The sequence below is a fragment of the Dyadobacter sp. 3J3 genome (genome assembly GCF_009801115.1).
Lineage (GTDB): Bacteria > Bacteroidota > Bacteroidia > Cytophagales > Spirosomataceae > Dyadobacter.
On record NZ_VTOL01000006.1, the window covers coordinates 235,978 to 256,071 of the forward strand.

Here is a 20,094-nt window from a genome sequence, read left to right on the forward strand (position 1 = left end):
AAAATGAAATTTATTTTTTGGCAATTTTGGTTCTGACTTTGCTCAGAAATTCGGCAGAAATGCCCAGATAGGAGGCGATATAATGTTGTGGAACGCGCTGTGGGATTGTTGGATAACGTTTGATGAAATCCAGGTATTTGTCTTTCGCGCTGGTAGCAATGGTTTTAAATAGTCGCCCTTGTAAACTGGAAAGATTTCTCTGGACCAGAATCCGGAACATTCTTTCCAGCTGAGGAACATGAGAAAGCAATGATTCTTTTGTTTGTGGTGAAAGTATCAGAAGTTCACATGTTTCCAGGGTTTCTATGAACATATTGCTGGGTTTCTGATCGTGAAAACTTGCGATATCACTTACCCACCAATCTTCAATGGCAAATTGTAAAGTCACCTCAAATCCGTTTTCATCAATATAATACATCCGGATGCAACCTTTGTTGATGAATGCTTCGAAATTGCAAATTTCTCCCTCATGCAACAAAATCGTCTTTTTTGGGAAGGTTTTAAATTGGAGGATTGAATTGAAATATGATAATTCTTCCGCCGTCAGGTTTGCATGATTAATGATGTACGTATTAATACGGTCGAACATTGGAGATTAGATGGCTTTATGTGGTTTTCTAATTGGCTAAACCATGTTATAAAACTGGCTTAGCCAATTAGATTTTCATCAAAAAATAAATTATATCAAAGCCTTGATCAATTCTTCCCTGGTGAACAAATTCTTACCTCAAAAGTATAGGTCCAGACAATTTCCTTCGCAAATTTTTCTCCAAACAATTCCGAAGTTCTTTGATGTACATCTGCTTTTAAATCAAAATTGACACCTAAATTTTTAAACGGTTCTACGAAGTAAGGTTCGTTGGTGACGATATAGGAGACAGGAATTTTGTCTTTGGGTCCTTCAAAATCCTCTATTAACGCTTCTCCATCCTGCTTTTCAACCAACCACGCGTAAAATGAATCATACAATTTTTCAGCAAGATCTTCCGCCGGATTACCAACTGCTGCTTTACAGGTTAAAATTTCAAATGTTTTGGTAACAACGCCATCCGGCATTTCATATAATTCGTAACCAACAGGACCATCCGAAATTTTACCGTTCGATTCAGCTCCCGCACTTTTATTATATAAAATTCCAACTGCCTGGTCCAACACTTCAATAAGTTCGACATTTGTGGCATTACTTTCAAAACCTTTTAAATAGCGACTCATAATCAATATATTTTTTCCTAAATAATTTCTTCCTACTTGTTTTTTTTCGGTTTACGATTCAAAAGTAACTGGCTATTTAGTACTGTGCAACTCTGATATTTTTTTGGAATTATTAATACAAATAAACAAGTTGAATGGCTAACCTCGAATCGTGGGCTTTGGGTTCCGGTTTTCTTCGTAATGTGTGACTAAATGTGAAAAGCTAATCATAATTTAATTTTTGGATCGATTAATATTTTGGGGATCGATTGGGTGGGTTTCGTGTGTTTGGTGATCTGTGGGATCGGTTTTCCGTGGGTTAAAACCCACGGCTACCATGTCGGTCATGCCTGCGGCATTTTTATGTGAAAATTTGTTGGCTAAACGTCCATGGGTTGAAACCCATGGCTACAATGTCGGTCATGCCTACGGCATTTACAGCGGTGCAGAGCACCGAAATATTTGTAGAAATTAATGTAAAATAACCAGGAACGAAGGTGCAGAGCACCGTAATAATGGACGTCAATAACGTGGCAACAAATTACCTATCATCATAACCTTTTTACGTGATAAAATCATTACTTTTGTCTCATTCTAATGTCTTTGTAAAATATCGAAACCAATAGAAGTTAGTCAATAGACTTCTTCAAATCCAGTGTTTTTCAATCCGAAAATCACGGAAAAAGTTTTGTGTTAAATATTTTACTAAAAGAGAAATGAATCAAAACATAAAAATAGCCGTTCTTGGCGGCGGTGGGAAAACAGGGAAATATCTTGTAGATCACCTAATTGAAAAAGGATATAGCTTAAAAATCCTTTTAAGGAATCTTCCCAATTCCGAAGATACTTCTGAGCAGTTTCTATTATATTTTGCCAATCCTCTTGTTGAAATAGTCATAGGTGATGCCGTGAATTTTGAAGATATTCGTGTACTACTTGCTGATTGTCAGGTTATAATAAGTACTATTGGGCAGAGGCCCGGTGAGCCAATGGTGGCCAGCATGGCCACTGAGAATATTCTGAAAGCAATGAAAGATTACAAAATCAAACGTTACATTCTGGTTGCTGGTATCAATATTGATACCCCTTTTGACAAAAAAAGTGAGCAAACAAAAGCGGCAACCAATTGGATGAAAAACACTTTTCCGGCCATTCATGAAGATAGGGTAAAGGCGTATGATTGTTTGACAAAAAGTGATGTCGACTGGACTTTGGTACGACTACCAATAATTGAATATACCGATCAAAGTTTTCCTGTGGAAACAAGTACTGAGGATTGTTTGGGTACTAAAATTAGTACAAAAGATATCGCTCTTTTTCTGGAAGCTCAGATTTCTGATAAAACTTATTTAAGGACAGCTCCATTTTTGTATAACATATAACCATTAATAGTTAAAACGGGATTGTTTTGAGGCACTAAAACAATCCCGTTTTTTTAATATAAGAAGTACTTGTTGTATTTATTGGAGCTGGAACTTGACTTGGTTCAAAAAAATATATCTTTGAAGATTCGTAAGACAAGTATAATCTTATCATTACCTTGATACGTATTTTCGCCTGTTTATTAAGTTTTCACATTTTGCTCGGCAGCTTTCTACCTTCGATGGAGTGCTGGGAGGAATTGAGCCGCCTTCCGCAGCTTATGAAACATTTTGAAAAACACAAACAGGAAAGCCAGGGTCAGATTTCGTTTTGGGGTTTTATGCAAATGCATTATGCAACGGCCTCTCAACATGCACAAAATGCCCCTGATTCGGAAAAAAACCAGCATGAGACGCTTCCTTCGTTAAGCGGACATTCGCTTCATTCTTATGTGATTACCCACTTCCATTTTATTGCCTTTTCGGAACCTTTGGTTACTGAATTCCAGGAGAAAGATGCGTTTTGGTGGAATAATCTTTATTCATTTCAGCACCATTCTTCTCTATTAAATCCGCCAAACTTCGGCTGATCAAACTTCCTTTCCTGTATTTCTGATTTTTTATTTTACTGAGTAATGACGGTCAACGACTGCCACTGAAACCAGCTTTATTAAGTTGTTAAAATAATTGATATCTCAGAATATGATTCAGTTATATGACTAATATTCAAGATCTTAAATTGTCAAAATCACTTCGTTTAAAGCCAGTTTTCGTTGCTATTTCCGTATTGTCACAATCAGTGATTAATGCCAATTTTTTATGTTTGACTCAATAATCCGTTTTAGTATACGGAACAAATTGATCGTGGGCCTCCTGGTTTTGGGCCTGATCAGTTGGGGGATTTACGCACTTTCAAAACTTCCGATCGATGCCGTCCCCGATATTACCACCAATCAGGTTGTCGTTTTGACACAAACGCCTGCACTTGCTGCACAGGAAGTGGAACAATATATCACAGCACCCATCGAACTCAGCCTTACCAACGTCCAGGGTGTGGAGGAAATTCGTTCTGTTTCAAGACTGGGCTTGTCTGTGATAACCGTTGTTTTTGATGATAAAATGGATATTCTGAAAGCCAGGCAACTTGTGGGAGAGCAAATTTCTCTCGCCGCTCAGGATATTCCCAAGGAATTTGGTTCGCCTTATCTGGCTCCGATCACGACCGGACTTGGTGAAATTTATCAATATACACTTGTCCCGCAACCTGGTTACGAAAACCGCTACGATCTTTCCGAGCTCCGTACCATGCAGGACTGGATTGTAAAACGACAACTGACCGGAATTCCGGGTGTCGTTGAGGTCAGCAGTTTTGGAGGTTATGTTAAAGAGTATGAGGTTAGTATCAATCCGGAAAAGCTTCGTGCAGCGGGCGTTACCATTGGCGATGTATTTACAGCGGTTGAAAAAAATAATAGTAATACAGGCGGAAGTTATCTTGAAAAAGATAGCCAGTCTTACTTTATTCGGGGGGAAGGTACGGTAAAAAGTTTGGATGATATTGGCAATATTGTCATTAAAAGCATCAATGGTGTTCCCCTAAAAGTCAGTAATGTAGCGACTGTCCAATTTGGCCACGCGGTGCGTTATGGTGCTATGACGCGTGACGGAAAAAGTGAGGCGGTTGGTGCTGTGGTACTTATGCTAAAAGGTGCCGATGCTGACCGGACCGTAAAAGCAATCAAGGAACGGATGGCGCGGATACAGAAATCTTTGCCGGAAGGGGTCAGAATCGAATCTTTTATTGACAGGGCAAAACTAATTGACAAAGCGATCAAAACCGTTCGGAACAACCTTTTGGAAGGTGGATTGATTGTTGTTTTCGTCCTGGTTTTATTGCTGGGCAGTCTCAGGGCTGGTTTGATTGTCGCTTCGGTGATTCCGCTTTCTATGCTTTTTACGTTTGGGATGATGCATACTTTTGGTGTTTCGGCTAATTTAATGAGTCTGGGAGCAATTGATTTTGGGCTTTTGGTGGATGGTTCTGTAATTGTTGTGGAAGGTGTAATGCATTATTTACAAACGCATTTCAAAACGGGCGACAAACTTTCGCAGCGGCAAATGGATGATACTGTTCAGGTTAATGCTTCCAAAATTCTTACGTCCGCCGTTTTTGGACAAGTCATTATCCTCATTGTTTATCTTCCAATTCTCTCACTTTCGGGTATTGAAGGGAAAATGTTCCAGCCGATGGCGCTGGCGGTAAGTTTCGCGATTTTGGGTGCTCTGATTCTTTCATTCACCTATGTTCCTATGGCTTCGTCCTTATTTCTTTCTTCAAAAATCAACAATGAAAAGAATTTCTCGGATCGTCTGGTCAACAAATTATATCGTTTTTACCAGCCGTTAATTCAGGGCGCATTGTCTTACCGCAAAGCAATCGTGGGGGCTTCGCTGGCTTTATTGGTAGGAAGTGTCGTGCTTTTTGGAGCTTTGGGAGGTGAATTTATTCCGCAGCTCGATGAAGGTGATATTGCCATTGATTTGCGCATGCCAACGGGAACTTCGCTAACGGAAACCATTCAGGCATCTCTAAAAGCAGAACGGGCACTATTAAAAAACTTCCCTGAAATCCGTCAGATTGTAGGCCGTATCGGTGCATCCGAAGTGCCAACGGATCCAATGCCGGTTGAAATGACGGATCAGATGATCAATCTGAAAGATCGTTCGGAATGGACTTCGGCACATAGCCGCGAGGAACTTTCTGAGAAAATGAATAAGGTTTTGCAGCGGGAAGTACCGGGTGTGATGGCAGAATTTACCCAGCCGATTCAGATGCGTTCCAACGAAATGATTACCGGAGCCCGTTCGGATGTGGTAGTAAAAATTTATGGTGATGATCTGAACAAACTGTTCGAACATGCCAATGATTGTGCTGCATTAATTCAGCCAATCGCGGGTGTTGCCAGTTGTCGGGTTGAACCCATTGTTGGTTTGCCTCAAATTAAAGCATCCTATCACCGGGATCGTCTGGCTCAATATGGTCTCGATGTTTCGTCCATAAATCAACTTATCAAAACTTCTTTTGCTGGTGAAACTGCCGGTGTTGTTTTTGAAGGTGAGCGTCGGTTTGATCTCGTTATTCGTCTGGATACATTGCATCGCACAGATCTGAAAGATATCAGGAATTTGTACGTTACGGTTCCAAACGGCGGCTCGGTTCCATTAGGCGAACTTGCTGATATCACGTATGAAGAAGCGCCGGCGCAGATTTCCCGTGATAATACAAAACGTAGAATAACGATCGGAATAAATGTTTTAAACCGTGATGTTGAAAGTGTTGTAAATGATATCAGGGCAAAAATTGAAAAAGGAGTAGTACTGACTCCTGGATACTATTATTCTTACGGTGGACAATTTGAAAATTTGCAACAGGCGCGTCAGAGACTTTCAATTGCGGTCCCTATTTCACTTCTTCTGATTTTTGTACTGCTCTATTTTACCTTCAAAAGATTGACCGAGGCGCTGATTATTTTCACAGCTGTTCCGCTTTCTGCCATCGGCGGAATCTGGGCTTTGTGGGTTCGGGATATGCCTTTTAGTATTTCGGCAGGTGTGGGGTTTATAGCACTTTTCGGGGTAGCGGTTTTAAATGGAATTGTACTGATCAGTTATTTTGATCAGCTTGAAAAAGAAGGAACTGGCTCTCTGCGTGAACGGATTATTGCCGGAGTTAAAGCTCGTTTTCGTCCGGTTATTATGACAGCCGGTGTGGCTTCGTTAGGATTTTTACCGATGGCATTATCAACTTCGGCAGGAGCGGAGGTGCAGCGTCCATTGGCAACGGTGGTTATTGGCGGTTTGATTACGGCAACTTTGCTGACATTAATAGTACTGCCTGTTTTGTACAGTTTGGTAAAAGAAAGGGTTGAAAAAAAGAAAAAACTCAGTCCCGCTATTATAACAGGAATGCTGGCAGTTTGTCTGTTTTTTATTCCAAAAACAACAGAGGCTCAGCGAATTATTTCTATGGATCAGGCGGTTCGGGAAGCGACGAGTCAAAACTTGTTAGTGAAATCCGGAGAGTTGGTAATAAATCGGCAGCAGGCTTTGGTGGGTGCTTCTTTTAATCCTGCAAAAACGGATGTGGACGTTCAATATGGACAAACGCAGGCCAGAAATAATGATTATACGGCCACGGCCATTCAATCATTTGCACCAATCAGTGTTTACAAAACGCAGAAAAAACTTGCAGAAGCGAATGTGCAAAGTGCACGGTATCAATTAGACTCGGACAAATGGCGTTTGGGTAATGAAGTCAGGCGAGCCTATTATCAGCTTGTTTACGATCAGAAATTATTAAACTTCCTCACAGAACAAAGCGAGCTTTACCGACAGTCGGCACGGGCAGCCGATGTTCGTTTCAAAACAGGTGAAACAAACCGTCTTGAACAGGTTACCGCCGAAAGTAGATATCAGAATCTTTTACAACGGATGAGAAGTTCTCAGCGGGAGCAGCAAATTCATTATGCCTCACTTCGTCTTTTACTTCACACAAAAGATAGTATCCGAATTGATTCCGGGACTGTGTTTAAGAAAATTTCAAGTCGTTTGACTGCGCCAGACCTCAATCCGGATCTGAATCCTTTCCTTAACATATTGCAGCAAAATATCACAAACAGCCAGTTGCAAACGCGTTTGGAACAACGAAATACTTTGCCCGACTGGCGTGTTGGTGTTATCAATCAGTCTATTACAAAGGTTAACAATTACAATGTTGTGCATGCCGGATTGTCTTTTCACATTTTCACAAAAGCACAAAAAGCAAAAATTCAATCGGCAAAAATTCAGGAACAGGTAAACGAAACACAGCTCGCCGCTGCGAAAGAACAGCTCAATACAGAACTGGATGTAATGGAAACGCGTCAGCGAAATCTTGCAGCAACCTTGAAATATTATGAAGAGCATGCACTTCCGCAGGCTGATCTTATCAGGCAGACAGCCTTGTCTACTTTTAGAGGTGGGGAAATCGGATATCTCGAATTTTTTGCGGCTATTCAGCAAGCATATCAATTACAGGAAGAATATCTGATCAATGTGCTGGATTACGATTTTAACCTGATAAGAATTGAGGAGATAACCGGAGAAGAAAAGTAATTAGAAATCATATAAAATATTGCTGGTCCATAAATAAACCACAGTTATTCACTTGTTGAAATGAGTACATTAAAAAATATTACCCGTAAAGGACTTCTTTATACTGGATTAATTTCTTCTATCTGTTTTGCAGGAATTTCCTGTGAAACAAAAACAGAAGAAGCAGAAGTTGATAAAAAGAAAACAGTGGTTGATACTTCTCAAATTGACCAGATTACCTTAACCCAACAGCAATATTCGTCGATCGGAATCCAGCTTGGGCAGGTGAAAAATGAAACGGTTAGTGATGAAGTGAAGGCAAACGGAATTGTTGAACTTCCTCCTGAAAACCAGGCTACGCTAAGTTTACCGGTAAGCGGAAAAATTAGTTATATGAAAGGAATTCCCGGTCAGGCCGTTCATAAAGGTGAGCTTTTGGCAACACTTGAAAGTTTTGAATTCATTCAGTTACAACAGGATTATCTTCAAAATGCAAGTCAGCTTATTTATCAGGAAAAAGAACTGGAACGTCAGCGCACGTTAAGTACGGAAAATGTTGGTGCAAGAAAGAATTTTGAACTGGCACAAGCCAATCAGCGCTCCACCAAAGCCTTGTTGCAATCGCTGGAAGCAAAATTGAAAATTCTGGGTCTGTCGATTACAACGCTGAATACAAAAGGAATAACACCGTCTGTAAGGGTGGTTTCTTCTGTGAATGGGTATATCACTGCCGCAGATGTAAATCTGGGAAAAGAAGTGGCAGCAGGACAACCGATTTTTGAAGTTGTGGACAAAACGGATATGCATATTTCACTGACCGTTTTTGAGCAGGATGCGTCGAAAATGAAGAAGGATCAGGTCGTTATGGTGCAATTTAATGACGGCTCTAAGCCTGTGCAGGCCCACGTGATCATGGTTGGGAAAGTTTTGGAAGGAGAGACTAGAACATTGAATGTTCATGCGCATATCAATGACAGGGTACAGGAAGCAAAGCTTGTTCCCGGCGCTTATATAAATGCCAAAATACAGACAGGCAATCGTCCTGCCATCATGGTTCCGGCCGCTTCGATTGTGAGAAAAGGTGCGACCGGTTTTATTTATATTAAAGAAAAATCAAAAGATTTCCGTCGTATTCCGGTTCAAATTGGCACCGGGGCGAAAGAGGATCTGGTAGAAATTATTATTGATAAAAATCTTGACGGACAACAACTGGTCGTAAAAGGAGCATATCTGATCGATGCGGAATTTGCTAAAAGGAGTGAGCCTGTGGCGGAATAGTAAACATAAATGAAGAATTTATTTTTATAAATTTTCCGGTAATAGGTTTGCTGCTGGCTCCAGAAGATCCCATAAATTACCGTAAAGATCTTCAAATACGGCTACTTTGCCATAGGGTTCCTGGATTGGTTCGCGCACAAAATTTATTCCATTATCGAGCATTAACTTATAGTCACGTTCTAAATTATCGGTGTATAAAAATAGAAACACGCGGCCTCCTGTCTGATTACCAACTCTTGAAGACTGGCACTCATCATTTGCTTTGGCAAGCAAAAGACGACATTCTTTGGAGCCTCTGGGGCCAACCAGAACCCAGCGTTTTGTATCACTTAGGATAGTATCTTCAATAAGATCAAAATTTAATTTTTGTGTATAAAATTGAATGGCTTCGTCATAATCCTGCACCACAAGTGCGATATGTGCTATGTACTGATTCATAAAATTTGGGTTTTGAATTCGCCTTTTTAGTTGTCAGAGCAAGCGAATGTTTGTTTAGGTATGGTGATCAAATAAATTGGGGTGACCAAATAAATAAATTAAAAGCCATGATAAGGGCAAGGCTTCCAGTGAGCCTCCTTTTTCTGGCAAGTAACTAAATTTTCATCAAAAGGTAATCTCCGCCGTAAGCGGGATATTTTTAGTTTATGATAATCAGTATCCAGGCCGAAAAAAGCTCCCGGGAGAGTTTTTAGTTATTCATAATTAAAAGTTTTTTCGAAAATTTGCACACCTCTGATATAATCAAGATACTTGGTTCGTTGTAGAGCTTTTTTATAATTTTTGTTAAAACAAAAAAACCTCCCCACAAAATGGAAAGGTTAAAGCCAGAAAATGATGATATCAGCCTACACCATTTTTAAACTTTTATAAACATTCGGTACTCTTCTACCAAGTGTGCTTCGCATAGTTTGCGGCTTGGCAACAATTTTAGCGCCCGTCCAGGTCGATGCAATGACCATACCCGCAGCGATCAAAATGATATCCTTAATGATGTATTGGGCGGCCAACGTCGGTGCGTGCATAGGTCCCGGAAATAATTCGGCAGGATAAATAAGTAGTGGTGACATCGCTCCAAGCATTTGTACTGCCAGCAACCAAACGCCGACGCGCAGGAACATTCCTGTAAGAAAACATAATCCGATCACGCATTCCAAAGAGGCTACGAAGATCATCGCATGATGCCCGGCGAAAATCCCCAGAGTTAATACTGATGTTGTGCGTGTGGCGAGCGATTCAATCGGACTTACGCCAGTAAAAAATTTAAGAACACCGAAACCTATGAAGACCAGGCCCATAGAAATTCGGAGTAATAAAATGCTATTATTTACCAGCCATCGGTTGATACTGGTGTCAAGTTTGTCGAAGCGGTCAAATAAGTTTAGCAGGTTTTTCATAGGTATCCAATCGTTCGTTGATGATATCCCATCTACGTTCGAAGCGGTGTAATAGATTTCTGCAATAAAAGGATTTAGATTTCCCGGTTTGGGAATATCAGTTTTCCGATATCAAAATACTTAAAATAAATAATGCTGCATCGGGCCGTGATTCGGATAGATGCAGCATTATTTATTTGAGTTTAACAAAAAATCTTTCAGGTTTTTAGTCCTAAAACCTGAACCCTAATCTTGTAAATAGAAAAGCTCCGTTGCTTCCCATTTGAACCGGATCCCATGCTCCGCCTGATTCTGTCAGGTAAGGTTTGGACATATTCGGGTAAACATTCAGGATATTACTTCCACCAATCGATAAAGAAATCTGTTTGCTGAACTTGTAATTAACCGTAACGTCAGTCTGGATTTTTGGCTTGTAAACATCCGTATATTCCGCCTCTGTATATTCCTGATTTGTTTCAGAATTGATCGACCCATAATTCCAGTTCGTCAGTTTTATTTCTCCAAAACGGACAAATCGTACCATCAAACTTAACTTGCTGATCGTGTAATCCAGGGTCAGGTTGATTTTGGAAGGAGGGGCCGATGCGAGCACGAAACTGCGTTCTCTCTGATTGAAATAAGTATCTTCCTTTCCTGCCAATTTTGGGCTTGTGTTGATTGGTCCAAGTTTCATCCAGTTAAAGTTAGACGCAAGTGTTGTACTAAAACGACCTCTGCCCAATTGTGTTGAATGCGCAATAATAACATCAATTCCTTTGGTCGTTGTGTAAGAAAGCGCATTAGTGAAAAACTGCGCCTGACCAACATTTAAGGATTTTAAAAGTGGCCCGATCGCCTCATCTTCATCACTAAACTGTCCCGTTAAAACCACACGATTTTTAACTTTCACATAATATCCATCCACCGTAACCGACAAAGCAGAAGCTTTTGGTGTCAAGGTAATACCCAAGCTAGCATTTTCAGATGTTTCCTGTTTAAGTTGTGGAATTCCCAGCGCCTTGGTAACAGCGCTGTTATTATTCGCCAGAAGAACCTGAACGGCCTGTCCGTTTACAAAATTGGTAAAAGTGGAATTGAAATATTTTTGGGCAAGAGAAGGTGCCCGGAAACCGGTACTTACCGATCCGCGAATGGCGATGTCGTCCGTTAACTTATACCGCGCGCCCAGTTTCCCGTTTAAAGTACTTCCAAAATCACTGTAATTTTCGAAACGTGTAGCTACATCTACCAAAAGTTTTTTGGTGATATCAGCCTCAACATCCAGATAGGCGGCGGCATTAGAGCGTCCATGATTTGTAACATCAACCGGGCTAAATCCTGGAAAACCCTGTGAACCGCCTGCAAAATTCTGGTCGTAAGTTTTATATGAAGCCTCTTCTCCTTCAAAAATCTTATAACGCTCCATCCGGTATTCTCCTCCGAAAGCGACATTCAAGCCGCTTAAAATGCTTTTATAGTTTCGGGTGAAGTTCAGGTTAGTCACATTTTGGCCCAACTGAAAACCACCAGCGTCAAAAGAAGTAGGGGATTGAAGTCCTAATGATGTGTTTAATGAATTTTTTACAGAAAAATGAAATCTGTTAAATCCATACGTATTACTCAAATCAATGTCCCACTGTTTCCAAACGCCACGGATCCCAACCGTTGCCGCGTTATCAGTAATTTTACTGGCGATGATCGGGTCAAATCCATTTGGATAAATAGCAGGAATATTTTTCACATCATCCGCAAAACGGGTCCAGGCATAGGCATCACCGTTTCTGGAATTATGTCCACCAAAACTGTAAACCTGGATATTTTTGCCTAATGGAATTTTAGCGTTGTAATAGATCGCAGCATTTTTCATCTGCGGATCTCCATATTGTCTGCGGCTGATTTCGTCAATCGGGCTTGTATTGGCACGGTTGGTGTGGTCTCGGAAATTATAGTCCGCCGTTACGTTTAAGAAACCGGTTTTTGCGATTTTGACACCATAATTTAGATTGACATTGTAATTCTGTCCGTCGAAGTTTTTGTTGTCATAGCGATATTTGGCTTTGTACATTCCGGCGTTTACATTGGCAGTCAGCTGATTAACAGTTTCTTTCAAAACAATATTGATCACACCTGCAATCGCGTCCGAGCCATATTGTGCGGCCGCGCCATCTCTTAAAATCTCGATTCTTTCAATAGCGGCAGCAGGAATAGCGTTCAAGTCTGTACCCGTATTACCACGTCCGCGTGAGCCAAACAAATTCACCAACGACGACTGATGACGGCGTTTTCCGTTAATCAGAACCAAAGTCTGATCCGGACCTAAGCCGCGTAATGAAGCCGGATCCACGTGATCCGCACCATCCGAACCAGTCTGTCTGTTTGAATTGAAAGAAGGTGCCGCAAATTGCAAAAGCTGGTTTACATCCAGCTGTCCCTGTTTTGTCGTGACTTCCTGAATGTTAATCACATCAATAGGAGCAGGCGTATCAGTGGAAGAACGATTCAGATTTCTGGAACCTACTACGGTAACCTGACTTAAAAGCGTTGCATCTTCTAATGTGAAATTCTGCGTTTCCTGGCCGTTAATTTCTTTTTCAATTTTATTATAACCCACATAAGTCACGATCAATGTGGCTTTGGAATACCCGACCGCCAATGTATAAATCCCGTTTCCATCCGTACTGGTACCATTGCTTGTCCCTTTTTCAACAACCGATGCGCCAATAAGCGGTTCCCCCTTTTCGTCCGTTACTTTTCCTGTTACTTTCAGTTTTTGTGCAAAGGCTGAAAGTGACAATAAAAGGAAAAACAGAGCGTAATAAATTTTAGTCATATGATGAAATTTTAGTAATAAAAGGCGCAAAATAAAGCAATAAAATTTTATACATTTCAAAAATTCCTGAAATTATATTTCTTCTATTTTTATTCTGACAGAATTTATTAGAAAAATTTCGATTCCGAAATTGGATGTTAAGTGTATTTAAGTTCTTGTATTTTCTGTGGTTTGTATTTTGTTAAAAAGTTTAATCTGGTGATTTCAATTTTAGGAAGACGGAGATTAAGGAATAAACCAATGATTATTAAACAAAAATGCTTTACAAATCAGTTTTACCTGGCCTGTAAAGCATTTTAAAAGTAAAATTAAATCTTATTGATAACCAGGATTCTGGACGATTTCTTTATTCTGATCTCGAACAGCCTGCGGGACGGGATTGATGTACATTTTTTTATGAAAAACATGGGGATGATTAAGTCCTACAACTTCATAAATCCATTTTCCTTTGTTATCCGCGGGGGATGAATTTGTAATTTTCATTCCATGCAAATCTTTATTCATAACATCTTCTGCGATAGCCCAGCGGATGATATCATAGAATCTTTTTGCTTCAAAACATAACTCAACACGGCGTTCTCTGCGAATGGCGGCACGCATCGTTTCCTGGGTTAATCCTGCCGGAAGTTCAGGTAAATTCGAACGTTTTCTGATGGCATTAATGGCTGAATAAACCGATGCGTCCGGGCCGATTGCTTCGTTTTGTGCTTCTGCATAATTTAATAAAACCTCAGCATAACGGTAATAAACATAGTTTTGCCCACTTGATGCGCCACCTCGTGGTTTCAATGGATTTATTTTCTTTTTGAAATAATACCCCGTATTTCCAACATCATCGGTACCAAAATCAATCTGGTTTTTGGATGGTTTTACTTTGTCAATTCTGGTGTAAATCGTATCCGTTTTGGCCATCCAGTCCTGTTTGTAGGGAGCGCCGTCGTAGACGATAAAATCATAAAAACGTTTTTCACGATTCACGTAAGGATTTTGCGGATCATAACCGGAAGTTGGATCTGAAATCGCTTTTCCATTTGCCATACAAAACTGATCCACAAGTTCCTGCGTCGGATCATAATTTCCCCAGGTATAATACACGCCATCAATCCAGACCGGACCGCCATATTGTTCATAATTTGAACCCATAATGACCGCAACGATTTGTCTGTCCCAGATAACTTCCGCATTATATTCGTTTTTCTCCCACCACAAAGCGGAAACATCCGGAAACAAACCATAGGTGCCGCCGTAAGTATCCATAAATTGTTTGTTGGTAGCAGCAGCCTTTCTCCAGCGTTCAGGATCGTAATTCCCAAAGCTTGCCATTTTATTTGGATCAGATCCCACAGCAGGCGTTGCCGCATTAAAAGCCGGACTTGCTGCATACAATTCCAGCCAACCTTTCAGCGCCAGAGCAGCACCCAAAGTGGCTCTTCCGGCATTTGCATCACCATTATTGAATTTAACGGGCAAAGCTTTATTGTTGACGACGGTTTCAAGTTCGGACGTAATAAATTTGAAAGTCTCCTCAAATGTGCTGCGTTTGGTATACAATTCTGCGGGAGTCATGGTCGCTCTGTCCAGCGTTTTGGTAATAATAGGCAAGCCGCCGATATGCATCCATAACTCGCTGTAAAGATAAGCTCTTAAAAATTTGACCTCATCCGTGCGTTGTTTTAGGTAAGTTTCTGAAAAATTAGCCGAATTCTCTGCTACTTTTTCCAGAAACAAATTACATTTTCTGATTTTGTAAAATCCAGCTCCCCAGGTTGCATAATCTGTGGAATGGTTTGTCGAATTGGTAATCACCGCCGTATTATATTCATTGTCCATCGGCGATCCCTGGTTCACGGACGGATCCACAATTCCCTGTTTCCAGCTATATGATCGCCAATAAAATCCGGCGTCATTATCATCCGTAAAATTGTCAAGATTTTCCGGTGAATTCCATTTATTGGAAAGATCATGGTATATATCATTCAGGAAAATATCCGCATTTCCTTCTGATTCCCATTGCGTTGCATCTGTCAACTGGCTCTTGATATCGTTTTCAAGAAAATCTTCATTACAGGATGTTGTGCAAAGGCCAAGCCCGAGCAGAATCGTAAAAATGATCTTTTTAGTATTTTTCATATTTTGTTTATTTACAGGAAAATAAGATCAGAAAGTGACATTTAAACCAAGTACATATACCTTCTGGTTAGGATAAGCCGTCTCGCGATCGGTGTAACCTACTTCCGGATCCATGAATTTCAACTTGCTTAAAGTGAACAGGTTTTGTCCCGAAGCATAAATTCTTACCGACTGGATTTTCAAAGAATGAATCACACTTTTTGGCAGGGTATAACCGATAATCGCAGTTTTTAAACGGATATGGGCCGTGCTTGCCCACCAAAAATCTGAATCCTGCGTATTGTTTGCGTAAGGTGCCTGCGTCGCTCTCGGATATCGCGCGTCTTGCGTAGTCGGTGTCCAGTGATTATCGAAATATTCGTAGCTGGAATTACTGTTGTTATTGTTGAAAGGAATAGTCTGGAATTGACGGATATCAAGACTGGCCATGGAAGATCCCTGAAAAAACAGGCTTAGATCCACACCTTTCCAATTTGCGGTTGGTGTTATCCCGTAGCTTAAAAAAGGATAAACAGGTTTTCCGATCACGGTCTGGTCGTTGGCATCAATTTTACCGTCCGGTTTTCCGTCCGGACCGCTCAAATCTGCATAACGAATGTCGCCAGGATGCAGCGTACCAAATTGCGCGACGTTGTAGCCATCTTTGCTGTCGATTACGCCGTCGTCATTTTTGTCATCCGCCGTTCCGAATATTCCGAGGGCATGATAGCCAAATGGTGTACCGAAAGGTCTGCCTGTTCTGCTGCGGTTTGGATTGTTGCGCGTAGCAGCGGTTTCAAAAACCTGGACCATTTTGTTTTTGGAATAACTCATGTTTCCGTTGAAACCAAGTTTTAACCCGTTGGCGAATTTGTGCGTCGTACCCAGACTGAACTCGAATCCTCCATTAGTCATAATACCGGCATTGTCATCCGCAAGTCCCAGACCGTATTCCACAGGCACACTCACTGCCGGCGGCAAAAGCATTCCTGTTCTTTTTTCATGGAAATAATCAACTTCAACATTCAATAAACCTCTCCATAATGAAGCTTCAAAACCGACGTCTGTTTTAGTGGAAATTTCCCAGGTAATGTTTTTATTGGCTTCGTTAGGAATGTAAGAACCCTGAACCATCGAACCGGTACCGAGCGCATACGCGTTTCCGTACAAATTGTATCCGGTCAGATATTGAAATGCTGTTCCTGCCAGATTTCCCGATTTTCCCCATGATCCTCTCAATTTCAGATTATCGACCATTGGTAGATTTTTCTTGATAAAGTCTTCTTCTGACAATACCCAGCCGACAGAAAATGCGGGGAAATAACCGTAGCGTTTTCCCGGAGCGAAATAATAGTGTCCGTCATAACGCCCGGATGCTTCAAATAAATATTTTCCGGCATAGGCGTAACCAAGTCTGTAAACGTAACCGATCTGGCTTCCGGTGGATGAAGTTCCTGAATTATCAAAATCGTTTTTGTTGGAACTTCCCATGTCGAGTTCATCTACATTGATGGCGAAATTATTCCGTCTGGCGGCGAAAATTTCATAGGTATTATTCCGGGCTTCTGCCACCAGCAAACCGGTAAAATCATGTTTGCCAAAAGAATTATGGTAGTTCAGATAAGCCTGATAGCTGAAAGTTTGTGTTTTTCTATATTCCTGTCTCAGGTAAGTAAAAGACGGGGCACCACCTTCTGAAGTAGAAATTTCTTTGTTGTAGGTGTAAGGCGTTACGTTTGTATTTTGGGTGTAATAATAAAAAGGTGTGTGCCATCCTTTTGTTGTACGCTGATTTGGGTCATAGCTGAAAGTACCTTTCATGCTCAAACCTTTAATAAAAGGAAGTTTTTGCTCAATCGCGATAGTGGTCAGTAATGTGTTGTTGGTATTTTTTAAATAACCAGCATTCAATACTCCAACCGGAGAATTACCTGCAAATTCTCCCCACAATCCATTGCTGTAATAAAGGCTGCGGATCGGAATATATTTGAATCCGTTACGGAAAAGGTTTGTCGCAGAAACAGCGTCATCAACTGATTTTGTATTTTCAATCGACCCGATCAACGCCAGGGAAATCGTTGTTGTTTTTGTCGCCTGCGCTTCCAGGTTCAGGTTATAGTTGTAGCGAGTATATTTAACCGGATCAAACATTCCTTTCTGCTGCAAAAATCCAAGACCGGCATAGTACTTTATTTTATCGGTGCCACCGCTTAGTTGCAGATTATAATTCTGCATCGGCGCATGCATGTTGACAAGCTTTTTGGTATTACTGATTGGATAAAGATCCGGATCTTTTGCATTCAGACTGGCGTAATTTTCAATCAGGTCGTTTGCAAAAGGCTGCTGCGTTCCCGTTGGATTTTCATTCAGATACGCCTCGTTTTTCAACCGCATGTAATCCTGTGCAGTCAATAATTTGGGATAATAAGTCGGCGTTTGCGTGCCATAATAGCTGCTGAACGATAGACTTGGTGCGCCTGTTTTTCCTTTTTTCGTTGTGATCAAAACTACACCATTGGCACCTCCCAAACCGTAAGGTGCAACCGCTGCCGCGTCCTTCAAAATCGATATTGTTTCAATGGCCGTCGGGTCAATCTGATTGATGTTGTCACGGATAATTCCGTCAACCACAATCAGCGGTTTGTTGTTGCCGGTAGTGCCTATACCCCGGATGTGAATGTCTGGTGAATCCGATCCTGGCTGCCCGCCATTGGGCCGCATACTTACACCGGCTACTTTCCCTGCCATGGAATTTGAAATATTCGGAACCGGAGTTTCTGCAATTTCGCCTCCTTTTATCGAAGCTACGGCACCTGTCAGCGTAGATTTTTTCTGCGTTCCGTATCCCACAACCACTACTTCGTCGAGTGCTTTGGTGTCTGCTTTCAGGGATAAATCAAGCGTTGTCCGGTTTCCTACAACAATTTCCTGCGAAATATATCCTACAAAGGATAGTATCAAAACAGCATTTCCGTCCGGGACATCAAGCTGAAATTTTCCATTGACATCCGTTGTGGTTCCGCGTTGCGTTCCTTTCAGGATAATGCTTACACCCGGAAGTGGCTCGCTGTTTTCAGCAGCTTTCACAGTTCCTGAAACATTAATTTCAACCGGAATAGCCGCTAAAAGCGTTTCTGTCGAAATTATTTCAGAAGTTTTTTTCTGTGCTTTTGACAATAAAATCTGGTCATTATGGACCCGGTACGCTATGCCCATTGGAATCAATAACCGGTCCAGAATAACTGCCAGTTTCTGATTTTCAGCAGTGAGATTTACCGGCTTTTCCATATTAACAAGGTCACTGCTGTACGCAAAGCGTATTTTTGCTCCCTGTTCAAGTTTAGTCAATGCCTCCTGAAGCGTGACATTTTTTAGTTGAATAGTGACACCTCTGTTCAGCAAATCCTGAGCAGGTGAATTGTGCGCATAAGCCATAGCCGACAGCAGACCGATGCAAACGAGTTGATAAAAAGTTAAACGCATGATTTTGAATAGCAATCCATGCCGTGGATGAAGATGTTTTTTCATAATTTTACTGAGAATTGATTAGTGTTGGAAACAACGATCCTGTAACTCGCCGAAAGGCGATAAATCTGAACTGCACGTTCTTGGGATTCCTGGTCATTTTACCATCAGGAGTGTTGCAAGCGCTCCTGATTTTTTTTGACCTGGAATTTTCATCTGATTCTGATAATTTTTCTATGTCATCATACGCATTTAAAAAAATGATTTATTAAATTGATAATTAACCATTAACCCTTACTCTTACATCCTTCACCTTTAATCGTGATTTTGCTTCCGTCAATTTCATAGGTCGTTCCTAACAAAATGTCGATCATATCCAATATCTCTGATAACCGCTGATTGTTGAAATCAACTTTTAACCGGCATTTTTTGATATGGAGATTGGCGAATTCAATTTTTATCTTAAAAGTTTGCTGTAAACGACTTGCGACTTCGCTCATTGGAGTTTCATCAAAAGTAAGCGAAACGGATTGCCAGTTTTCATGGATCAAAGCAGCATGTTCCAGCACATTAACGGTAATATTTTGCGATTCTTTTTCATAAATGGCTTGGTCTTTTGGTTTGAGAATAACCGTTTCTATTTTATTTTTTCTGTTTGGTGTACTCACGGCAACGCTTCCTGTTACAACTGAAACCTTGAAAGTCGATTCATTATCATTTGCCTGGACATTGAAGGTTGTGCCCAATACCTGCGTTTTGACTCTGCCGCAATTCACAATAAAGGGATGCTCTTTGTCATGGCTTATATCAAAAAAACCTTCGCCGCTAAACCGGATTTCCCTGTTTTTGTTTGGATTAAAACTTGAAGGATGTGACAGACTTGCGCCGGGTTGAAGCCAAACAATACTATGATCGGGGAGTGGATAACGGATTATTTTTTTCTGGTTATTTTTAAATGTGACGATGGATGAATCAGTGTTGATTTTAGCCAGATCTTTATCTTTTAAATTGTTGTAGGAAAAATAAAGAAAACCGAGACCAAGAATAATGACAGCTGCCACCGCACGAACGAAAGTCCAGATACGCAATGGGATTATTTTTGGAGCGCTGGAAAGACTTTCTTCTTGATAAATCTGATTTTGAATGCGTTGATATAGCTCAGATTGTTCGGATTTTAAAAATGTTTCGCCGGAATCAAGATTCAGCTTTTGATACCAGGCATCTACGAGAGTCCGCTCCTCGACGCTGCAAACGTTAGTCAGATATTTTTTTAAGATCTCGGAAGAAGGAATATTGGAATTCATTTTATGTGTAAGTTTTACACTTATTAAAACTGGTTTACTTATACAGTCTG

General features: G+C 40.8%; 12 protein-coding genes. 4 read left to right on the forward strand and 8 right to left on the reverse strand.

Annotated elements, in window-relative coordinates; translation table 11 throughout:
- Positions 1 to 10 precede the first annotated feature (10 nt).
- Positions 11 to 589: a Crp/Fnr family transcriptional regulator gene (locus tag FZF08_RS14995; protein WP_159470115.1), complete on the reverse strand. Its 579-nt coding sequence runs from the start codon at positions 587 to 589 to the stop codon at positions 11 to 13.
- 107 nt (positions 590 to 696) lie between these two features.
- Positions 697 to 1,212 (reverse strand): hypothetical protein, encoded by a 516-nt coding sequence (locus FZF08_RS15000; protein ID WP_159470117.1) that lies wholly within the window; start codon positions 1,210 to 1,212, stop codon positions 697 to 699.
- A gap of 695 nt (positions 1,213 to 1,907) precedes the next feature.
- On the opposite strand from FZF08_RS15000, the gene FZF08_RS15005 reads away from it, so the two are divergent.
- The 4 genes from FZF08_RS15005 (at position 1,908) to FZF08_RS15020 (ending at position 8,963) form a co-directional block, all read left to right on the forward strand.
- A complete protein-coding gene (locus FZF08_RS15005; RefSeq protein WP_159470119.1) occupies positions 1,908 to 2,573 on the forward strand; it encodes an NAD(P)-dependent oxidoreductase in 666 nt (221 codons plus the stop codon).
- A 158-nt stretch (positions 2,574 to 2,731) separates the two neighbouring features.
- Positions 2,732 to 3,142: a hypothetical protein gene (locus FZF08_RS15010; protein ID WP_159470121.1), complete on the forward strand. Its 411-nt coding sequence runs from the start codon at positions 2,732 to 2,734 to the stop codon at positions 3,140 to 3,142.
- A gap of 229 nt (positions 3,143 to 3,371) precedes the next feature.
- Positions 3,372 to 7,706 carry a CusA/CzcA family heavy metal efflux RND transporter gene (locus FZF08_RS15015; RefSeq protein WP_159470123.1) on the forward strand — a complete coding sequence of 1,445 codons (4,335 nt, stop codon included), beginning with the start codon at positions 3,372 to 3,374 and terminating at the stop codon, positions 7,704 to 7,706.
- Between the two features lie 60 nt (positions 7,707 to 7,766).
- Entirely contained in the window at positions 7,767 to 8,963 is a 1,197-nt protein-coding gene (locus FZF08_RS15020; RefSeq protein WP_159470125.1) for an efflux RND transporter periplasmic adaptor subunit, read from the forward strand.
- Between the two features lie 24 nt (positions 8,964 to 8,987).
- Here the strand turns inward: FZF08_RS15020 and FZF08_RS15025 are convergent, their stop codons facing one another.
- The 6 genes from FZF08_RS15025 to FZF08_RS15050 form a co-directional block, all read right to left on the reverse strand.
- On the reverse strand, positions 8,988 to 9,401 hold the full coding sequence (locus FZF08_RS15025) for a VOC family protein (protein ID WP_159470127.1): 414 nt from the start codon (positions 9,399 to 9,401) through the stop codon (positions 8,988 to 8,990).
- A 407-nt stretch (positions 9,402 to 9,808) separates the two neighbouring features.
- Positions 9,809 to 10,357, reverse strand: a complete 549-nt coding sequence (locus FZF08_RS15030) for a DoxX family protein (protein WP_159470129.1) — start codon at positions 10,355 to 10,357, stop codon at positions 9,809 to 9,811.
- Between the two features lie 211 nt (positions 10,358 to 10,568).
- Entirely contained in the window at positions 10,569 to 13,166 is a 2,598-nt protein-coding gene (locus FZF08_RS15035) for a TonB-dependent receptor (RefSeq protein ID WP_159470131.1), read from the reverse strand.
- Between the two features lie 315 nt (positions 13,167 to 13,481).
- Positions 13,482 to 15,296, reverse strand: a complete 1,815-nt coding sequence (locus tag FZF08_RS15040; protein ID WP_159470133.1) for a RagB/SusD family nutrient uptake outer membrane protein — start codon at positions 15,294 to 15,296, stop codon at positions 13,482 to 13,484.
- A gap of 27 nt (positions 15,297 to 15,323) precedes the next feature.
- Positions 15,324 to 18,803: a TonB-dependent receptor gene (locus tag FZF08_RS15045; RefSeq protein ID WP_229216545.1), complete on the reverse strand. Its 3,480-nt coding sequence runs from the start codon at positions 18,801 to 18,803 to the stop codon at positions 15,324 to 15,326.
- A 224-nt stretch (positions 18,804 to 19,027) separates the two neighbouring features.
- Positions 19,028 to 20,044, reverse strand: coding sequence for a FecR family protein (locus tag FZF08_RS15050; RefSeq protein WP_159470135.1), 1,017 nt, complete (start codon positions 20,042 to 20,044; stop codon positions 19,028 to 19,030).
- Positions 20,045 to 20,094 lie beyond the last annotated feature (50 nt).

What these genes read in the sequence shown, in the direction of transcription:
- FZF08_RS14995 (WP_159470115.1), bottom strand. Translation starts at nt 589, where the DNA reads ATGTTCGACCGTATTAATACGTACATCATTAATCATGCAAACCTGACG.
- FZF08_RS15000 (WP_159470117.1), bottom strand. Translation starts at nt 1,212, where the DNA reads ATGAGTCGCTATTTAAAAGGTTTTGAAAGTAATGCCACAAATGTCGAA.
- FZF08_RS15005 (WP_159470119.1), top strand. Translation starts at nt 1,908, where the DNA reads ATGAATCAAAACATAAAAATAGCCGTTCTTGGCGGCGGTGGGAAAACA.
- FZF08_RS15015 (WP_159470123.1), top strand. Translation starts at nt 3,372, where the DNA reads ATGTTTGACTCAATAATCCGTTTTAGTATACGGAACAAATTGATCGTG.
- FZF08_RS15020 (WP_159470125.1), top strand. Translation starts at nt 7,767, where the DNA reads ATGAGTACATTAAAAAATATTACCCGTAAAGGACTTCTTTATACTGGA.
- FZF08_RS15025 (WP_159470127.1), bottom strand. Translation starts at nt 9,401, where the DNA reads ATGAATCAGTACATAGCACATATCGCACTTGTGGTGCAGGATTATGAC.
- FZF08_RS15030 (WP_159470129.1), bottom strand. Translation starts at nt 10,357, where the DNA reads ATGAAAAACCTGCTAAACTTATTTGACCGCTTCGACAAACTTGACACC.
- FZF08_RS15035 (WP_159470131.1), bottom strand. Translation starts at nt 13,166, where the DNA reads ATGACTAAAATTTATTACGCTCTGTTTTTCCTTTTATTGTCACTTTCA.
- FZF08_RS15040 (WP_159470133.1), bottom strand. Translation starts at nt 15,296, where the DNA reads ATGAAAAATACTAAAAAGATCATTTTTACGATTCTGCTCGGGCTTGGC.
- FZF08_RS15045 (WP_229216545.1), bottom strand. Translation starts at nt 18,803, where the DNA reads ATGAAAAAACATCTTCATCCACGGCATGGATTGCTATTCAAAATCATG.
- FZF08_RS15050 (WP_159470135.1), bottom strand. Translation starts at nt 20,044, where the DNA reads ATGAATTCCAATATTCCTTCTTCCGAGATCTTAAAAAAATATCTGACT.